At 67.1% G+C, this 5,460-nt stretch carries 6 protein-coding genes and 1 tRNA gene; 5 read left to right on the top strand and 2 right to left on the bottom strand.

The annotated features are described in order from the left end of the window. Nucleotides 1-321: acyltransferase family protein (locus QN345_RS15040; protein ID WP_416347670.1), on the top strand; the 321-nt coding region annotated here is incomplete at its 5' end. Here the strand turns inward: QN345_RS15040 and QN345_RS15045 are convergent. Together QN345_RS15045 and QN345_RS15050 are read right to left on the bottom strand one after the other, a co-directional pair. Beyond that, a complete protein-coding gene (locus tag QN345_RS15045; protein ID WP_134449663.1) occupies nt 318-788 on the bottom strand; it encodes a RidA family protein in 471 nt (156 codons plus the stop codon). The genes QN345_RS15040 and QN345_RS15045 overlap by 4 nt on opposite strands. Before the next feature lie 2 nt (nt 789-790). Continuing rightward, a complete protein-coding gene (locus tag QN345_RS15050) occupies nt 791-952 on the bottom strand; it encodes a DUF4177 domain-containing protein (protein ID WP_166787392.1) in 162 nt (53 codons plus the stop codon). Nucleotides 953-1,062: 110 nt separating this feature from the next. On the opposite strand from QN345_RS15050, the gene QN345_RS15055 reads away from it, so the two are divergent. The 4 genes from QN345_RS15055 to QN345_RS15070 all read left to right on the top strand — a co-directional run bounded on the left by QN345_RS15055 (nt 1,063) and on the right by QN345_RS15070 (nt 5,413). After that, nucleotides 1,063-3,576: a transglycosylase domain-containing protein gene (locus QN345_RS15055; protein ID WP_322189311.1), complete on the top strand. Its 2,514-nt coding sequence runs from the start codon at nt 1,063-1,065 to the stop codon at nt 3,574-3,576. Next, nucleotides 3,573-4,559 (top strand): metallophosphoesterase, encoded by a 987-nt coding sequence (locus tag QN345_RS15060; protein ID WP_134449665.1) that lies wholly within the window; start codon nt 3,573-3,575, stop codon nt 4,557-4,559. Before QN345_RS15055 ends, QN345_RS15060 begins: the two co-directional genes overlap by 4 nt. A gap of 81 nt (nt 4,560-4,640) precedes the next feature. Beyond that, nucleotides 4,641-4,714, top strand: a tRNA-Pro gene (locus QN345_RS15065). Nucleotides 4,715-4,849: 135 nt separating this feature from the next. Further along, nucleotides 4,850-5,413: a PadR family transcriptional regulator gene (locus QN345_RS15070; RefSeq protein ID WP_322189308.1), complete on the top strand. Its 564-nt coding sequence runs from the start codon at nt 4,850-4,852 to the stop codon at nt 5,411-5,413. The last annotated feature ends 47 nt before the right edge of the window (nt 5,414-5,460 follow it).

Raw genomic sequence — 5,460 nt, forward strand, 5'->3', positions numbered from 1 at the left:
GAGCGGGCGCTGGTCTGGCTCGGCCAGGTGAGCTTCAGCCTGTACCTCGTGCACTTCCCGGTCGTCGTCGCCTTCGGCACGATGTTCGGCCCTGGCCGCTGGTGGCTCGGCGCGCTCGTCTCTGTGCCGCTCAGCCTCGCGCTCGCGCAGCTGATGTACCTGTGGGTCGAGCTGCCCTCGCAACGCCTCGCGAATTGGACGGGCCGGTGGGCGAGCGAGACGGCCGGTGCGCTACGGAGGCGCGGCGGCAGGCGAACGGATGCCGCGGCATCCGCCGCCCCCACCTCTCCCGTGCCCGAGAACGAGCGCGCGAGCGCCTAAGCGAACGAGACGATGAGCTCCACCTCGACGGGCGAGTCGAGCGGCAGCACGGCGACGCCGACTGCCGACCGGGCGTGCACGCCGCGGTCGCCGAAGATCTCGCCGAGCACCTGCGACGCCCCGTTGACGACGCCGGGCTGGCCGGTGAACCCGGGGTCGGATGCGACGAACCCGGTGACCTTGACCACCTGCGTGATGCGGTCGAGCGACCCGATCACGGCCTTGATCGCGGCGAGGGCGTTGAGCGCGCACAGGCGGGCGTACTCCTGGGCGTCCGCGGCGGGCACGAGACCGTGGCCGTCGCCGACCTTTCCGGTCTCCGGCAGCACGCCGGACACCATCGGCAGCTGGCCGGAGGTGAAGACGAGGTTGCCAGAGACGACAGCGGGAACGTAGGACGCCACCGGGGGAACCACACTCGGCAGGTCGATTCCCAGTTCGGCGAGACGCGCATCAATGATCGACACGATCAGGCCTCCTTCACGACGGGACGCTTGAGGTATGCGACGAGGCCGCCCTCCGGTCCCGGCACGACCTGGACGAGCTCCCAGCCGTCCGATCCCCAGCTGTTCAGGATGGCGGCGGTGTTGTGGATCATCAGCGGGGTGGTGAGGTACTCCCAGGCAGGCATAAGACTCCGATTCAGGCGGTTTTACAGATTTGTCCCTTACGCTCAATTGTATGTCTGCCAAAAATCGAACGGTCAGCGGCTCCCTGGGCGGTCTCCTGGGTTTCGTTGGAATGAGTGCAATCGTCGGTGTTCTCGTGACGGCCGCGGTCACTCCCGCTCTCGCTTTGTCGGGCATGGCTGCCACGAACACGATCAACGTCTTCGAGAACCTGCCCGACTACCTGAAGATCGACCAGCTCTCGCAGAAGAGCAACATCTACGCGACCACGAGCACCGGCGCCCCCTACCTCCTGACCTCGTTCTACGACCAGAACCGCGTCGAGGTCGCCTCGGATGCGATCAACCAGTTCGTCAAGGACGCCGCGACCTCCGGTGAAGACCCCCGGTTCTACGACCACGGCGGCGTCGACCTGCAGGGCACCGTCGGCGGCCTCGTCTCGACCCTCGCGGGCGGCGGCACTCGCGGTGGTTCCTCCATCACCCAGCAGTACGTGAAGAACGTGCTCGTGCAGAAGTGCGAAGTGCTCACGGATGCGCAGAAGAAGTCGGACTGTTATGACGCGGCCACCGCGACCACTCCCGACCGCAAGCTCAAGGAGATGCGCCTCGCGATCGGCGTGGAGAAGAAGTACGCGAAGGACGACATCCTCCGCCAGTACCTGAACATCACCGGCTTCGGCGGCACCGTCTACGGCATCGAATCGGCCGCGGAGTACTACTTCGGCGCGACGGCGGCGACGCTGACGCTCCCGCAGGCCGCGAGCCTGGTCGCGATCGTGAACAACCCGGTCAAGTTCCAGCTCGACCAGCCGGACAGCGCGACCAACGGCGCCGCGAACGGCTACGCCGCGAACAAGGACCGCCGCGACTACATCCTCGACCAGATGCTCAAGTACGGCAAGATCAACCAGGCCGACCACGATGCCGCGATCGCGTCGGCCATCGAGCCCAGCATCCACGAACCCTCGACCGGCTGCCAGACCGCCGGCGGCAGCGCGTACTTCTGCGACCTCGTCGTAAGTACTCTGCAGAACAACCCGGTCTTCGGCGCCGACGACACCACCCGGATGGCCAACTTCCGGCGTGGTGGGTTCAACGTCTACACGACCCTCGACTTGGACCTCCAGCAGGCTGCTGAGGCGACGATGAAGGCCAACGTCCCCGACACCTTCCCCGGCTGGGACGTCGGCGGAGTGGCCGTGAGCGTCGGTGTGGGCACCGGGAAGGTTCTCGCCATGGCGCAGAACAAGGACTACAGCCAGGACCCGGCCGTGCAAGCCACCGGCGCGAACTACACGGGGATCAATTACAACACCAACGTCGACCAGGGCGGTTCGCACGGGTTCCAGCCCGGATCGATGTACAAGGTGTTCACCCTCGCCGAGTGGTTGACCGAGGGTCACTCGCTCAATGAGCGGGTCGACTCCCGTATCAAGTCGAACTGGGGCCCCTTCCGGGACAGCTGCGCGACCGGCGGCACCGTGAGCTTCCCCGGCTACAACCCGAAGAACGACTCGTCGTCCGAGACCGGCGCCAACTACAGTGCGCTGCAGTCGACGATCGGGTCCATCAACACCGGTTTCATCGGCATGGCGAAGAAACTCGACCTGTGTGCCATCCGCAAGACCGCCGAGGCCTTCGACGTCACGCGCGCCGACGGTGCCCCGCTCGAGCAGGGTGCCTCAGCGGTGCTCGGCACCAACGAGGTCGCGCCCCTGAGCATGGCGGTCGCCTTCGCCGGCATCGCCAACAAGGGCGCCACCTGCAGCCCGATCGTGATCGACCACATCACCGGCTCCGACGGAGCCACACTCCCGGCGCCGACAAGCGACTGCCACCAGTCAGTCGACCCCAACGTCGCGGCCGGCATGACGACCGCCATGCAGCAGGTCATGGGATCGGGGGGAACTGCCGCCGCCTCGAACGCGGCCACGAGCCCGAAGGTCCCGATGATCGGTAAGACCGGTACCACCGACGGCAACAAGGACACCTGGATGGGCGGCGCAAGCAGCAAGGTCGCGACCATCGTCGGAGTGATGAGCGTCACCGGCGACAAGGACCAGCGCAACACCACCTTCGCGAGCGGCCAGGCGGCCACCGCCCGGCACCGGATGTGGCCGGTCATCATGAGCGTCGCCAACGCCAAGTACGGCGGAGACGCGTTCCCCGCCGCGACCGGAACGATCGTCAATGCGGTTCAGATCCCCATCCCGGACCTCCGCGGCAAGAGCATCAGTGAGGCCCAGTCCACCCTTGAGGCGGCCGGCTTCCTGTTCGTCGACGGCGGCCCGATTGACTCGGAGCTCCCGGGCGGCACTGTCGCCAAGACCGACCCGGCAGGAGCAACAAGCACGAGCCGCGGCTCGAGCGTGACCGTGTACACCAGCAACGCCTCGCAGATCGTCGTGCCCGACGTCGTGGGCAAGAGTGAGGGTGAGGCTCGATCGACGCTCGGCAAGTTCGCCGTCGCGAAGACGGACGGCGACACCACCGATCCGACACAGGTGGGCAAGGTCATCTCGATGTCCCCGGCGGCCGGTGGCGGAGCCAAGCCCGGTGACACCATCACGATCGTGATCGGAAGGCTCGCCGCCACCAACGGCAACGGCAAGGCGGGCGGATGAGTACCCTCGGCACCGGGGCCAAGGCCCTCCTCGTCGGCACGGGCGCGCTAGCCGCGGCCGGTGCCGGCGCGTTCGCCTGGGGATCTCTGCTCGAACGTCGGATGTTCACCCTGCGTGAGGCATCCGTGCCCGTGCTCGCCCCAGGCTCGAAACCGATCCGTGTGCTGCACATCTCGGACCTGCACCTCGCGCCCTGGCAGAAGGACAAACAGGAGTGGGTGCGCAGCCTCGCCGCGCTGAAGCCCGACCTCGTCGTCGACACCGGAGACAACCTCGGCCACACGGATGCCTTCGACGCCCTCGCGTACACGCTCGAGCCGTTCGCGGGGATCCCCGGGATCTTCGTCAACGGTTCCAACGATTTCTGGGGACCGCAGCTGAAGAATCCGTTCCGGTACTTCGGCGGACCGTCGCTGCTCAAGGCCGCCCCGCAGAACCGGCTCGACACCGACCGTCTGCACGGGATCTTCGCGAATCTCGGCTGGAACGACATCAACAATGCCGCGGAGGCTCTCGACATCAACGGCACCCACCTCGAGCTCTTCGGCGTGGACGACCCGCACATCGGACGCGATCGCCTCGACCTGATCACCCGGGCCGTCGACGACCTCCGCGGTGACGACCCGCTCGGCGACGAGACCTGGCCGGACTCCGCGGAGCACCGCGAGCCACGGCCGACGGTCACGATCGGCGTCGCGCACGCGCCGTACCGCCGGGTGCTCACCTCGTTCGTGAACCACGGCGCGCAACTGATCCTCGCGGGGCACACCCACGGCGGCCAGGTCTGCGTGCCCGGCTTCGGCGCCCTCGTCACGAACTGCGACATTCCGCGGTCTCAGGTCAAGGGGCTCAGCCTCTGGGGATCCGGACTCCGCAGCGCATACCTCAACGTTTCGGCCGGCCTCGGCACGTCGATCTACGCCCCGGTGCGCTTCGCCTGCCCGCCCGAGGCGACCCTGCTGACCCTGACCGCCTCGTCGTAGGCGGCGCTCACGGGATCCGTTCGGGGGCTGCACCGAGCATCCATGTGCATGGGGTTATACTTGACACGGCTTACGGGCCATCGGGGTATGGCGCAGCTTGGTAGCGCGCGTCGTTCGGGACGACGAGGTCGCAGGTTCAAATCCTGTTACCCCGACAGCAAAACACAGAAACGGAAAACCCCCACTCGCGAGAGTGGGGGTTTTCTGCTGTGCGCAGGGCGGGCATCCGCTTGGTGAATGCGATCACCCTCGGCCTTGACTCGCATGACTACTCGTGCGAGAGTAAACGCATGTCATCGATTCGCCTGTTCATTCTCGGCTCCCTCGCCGAGCGCGGACCGATGCACGGCCACCAGCTCCGCCTGCTCGCCGAGGAGGAGCACGTGCACATGTGGACGGACATCTCCGTCGGCGCGGTGTACGGGGCGATCAAACGCCTCGCGACCGAGGGGCTGATCAGCGTGGCCCACGTCGAGCGCGAGGGCCACTACCCCGAGCGACAGGTCTACGAGATTTCGGATGCCGGGCGCCGGGACCTCGCCGCGCTCCGGCTCGAGGGGTTGCGCACGATCGTGCTCAAGCCCGACCCGTTCGACCTCGCGATGACCCGGCTCGACCCCGACCGCCTCGATGAACTCCCCCTGATGATCGAGGCACGCCTGCTCGCCCTGCGCGCCATGCTCACCGATTCCGAAGCCACCACGGCGCACGCCCTCCCCTATCTCACCGCCAGCGAGAGTTTTGTCATGCAGCACAAGGCAGCCCGCCTGCGCGCCGAGATCGCCTGGCACGAACACCTCGTCACCGTCCTCCCCGACATCGTCGCGGACGAACTAGCCCGAAAGGCCGACTGACCATGTCAGACACCAACGCTCCGACCTCCACCGGGGCCGGCACCGGC

Source organism: Cryobacterium sp. 10I1, assembly GCF_035019805.1.
In the GTDB taxonomy this organism is placed as follows: domain Bacteria; phylum Actinomycetota; class Actinomycetes; order Actinomycetales; family Microbacteriaceae; genus Cryobacterium; species Cryobacterium glucosi.

Bases quoted from the DNA above. Each gene is read 5' to 3' on its own strand.
- QN345_RS15050 (WP_166787392.1), bottom strand. From the start codon at position 952: ATGCCTGCCTGGGAGTACCTCACCACCCCGCTGATGATCCACAACACC.
- QN345_RS15060 (WP_134449665.1), top strand. From the start codon at position 3,573: ATGAGTACCCTCGGCACCGGGGCCAAGGCCCTCCTCGTCGGCACGGGC.
- QN345_RS15055 (WP_322189311.1), top strand. From the start codon at position 1,063: ATGAGTGCAATCGTCGGTGTTCTCGTGACGGCCGCGGTCACTCCCGCT.
- QN345_RS15070 (WP_322189308.1), top strand. From the start codon at position 4,850: ATGTCATCGATTCGCCTGTTCATTCTCGGCTCCCTCGCCGAGCGCGGA.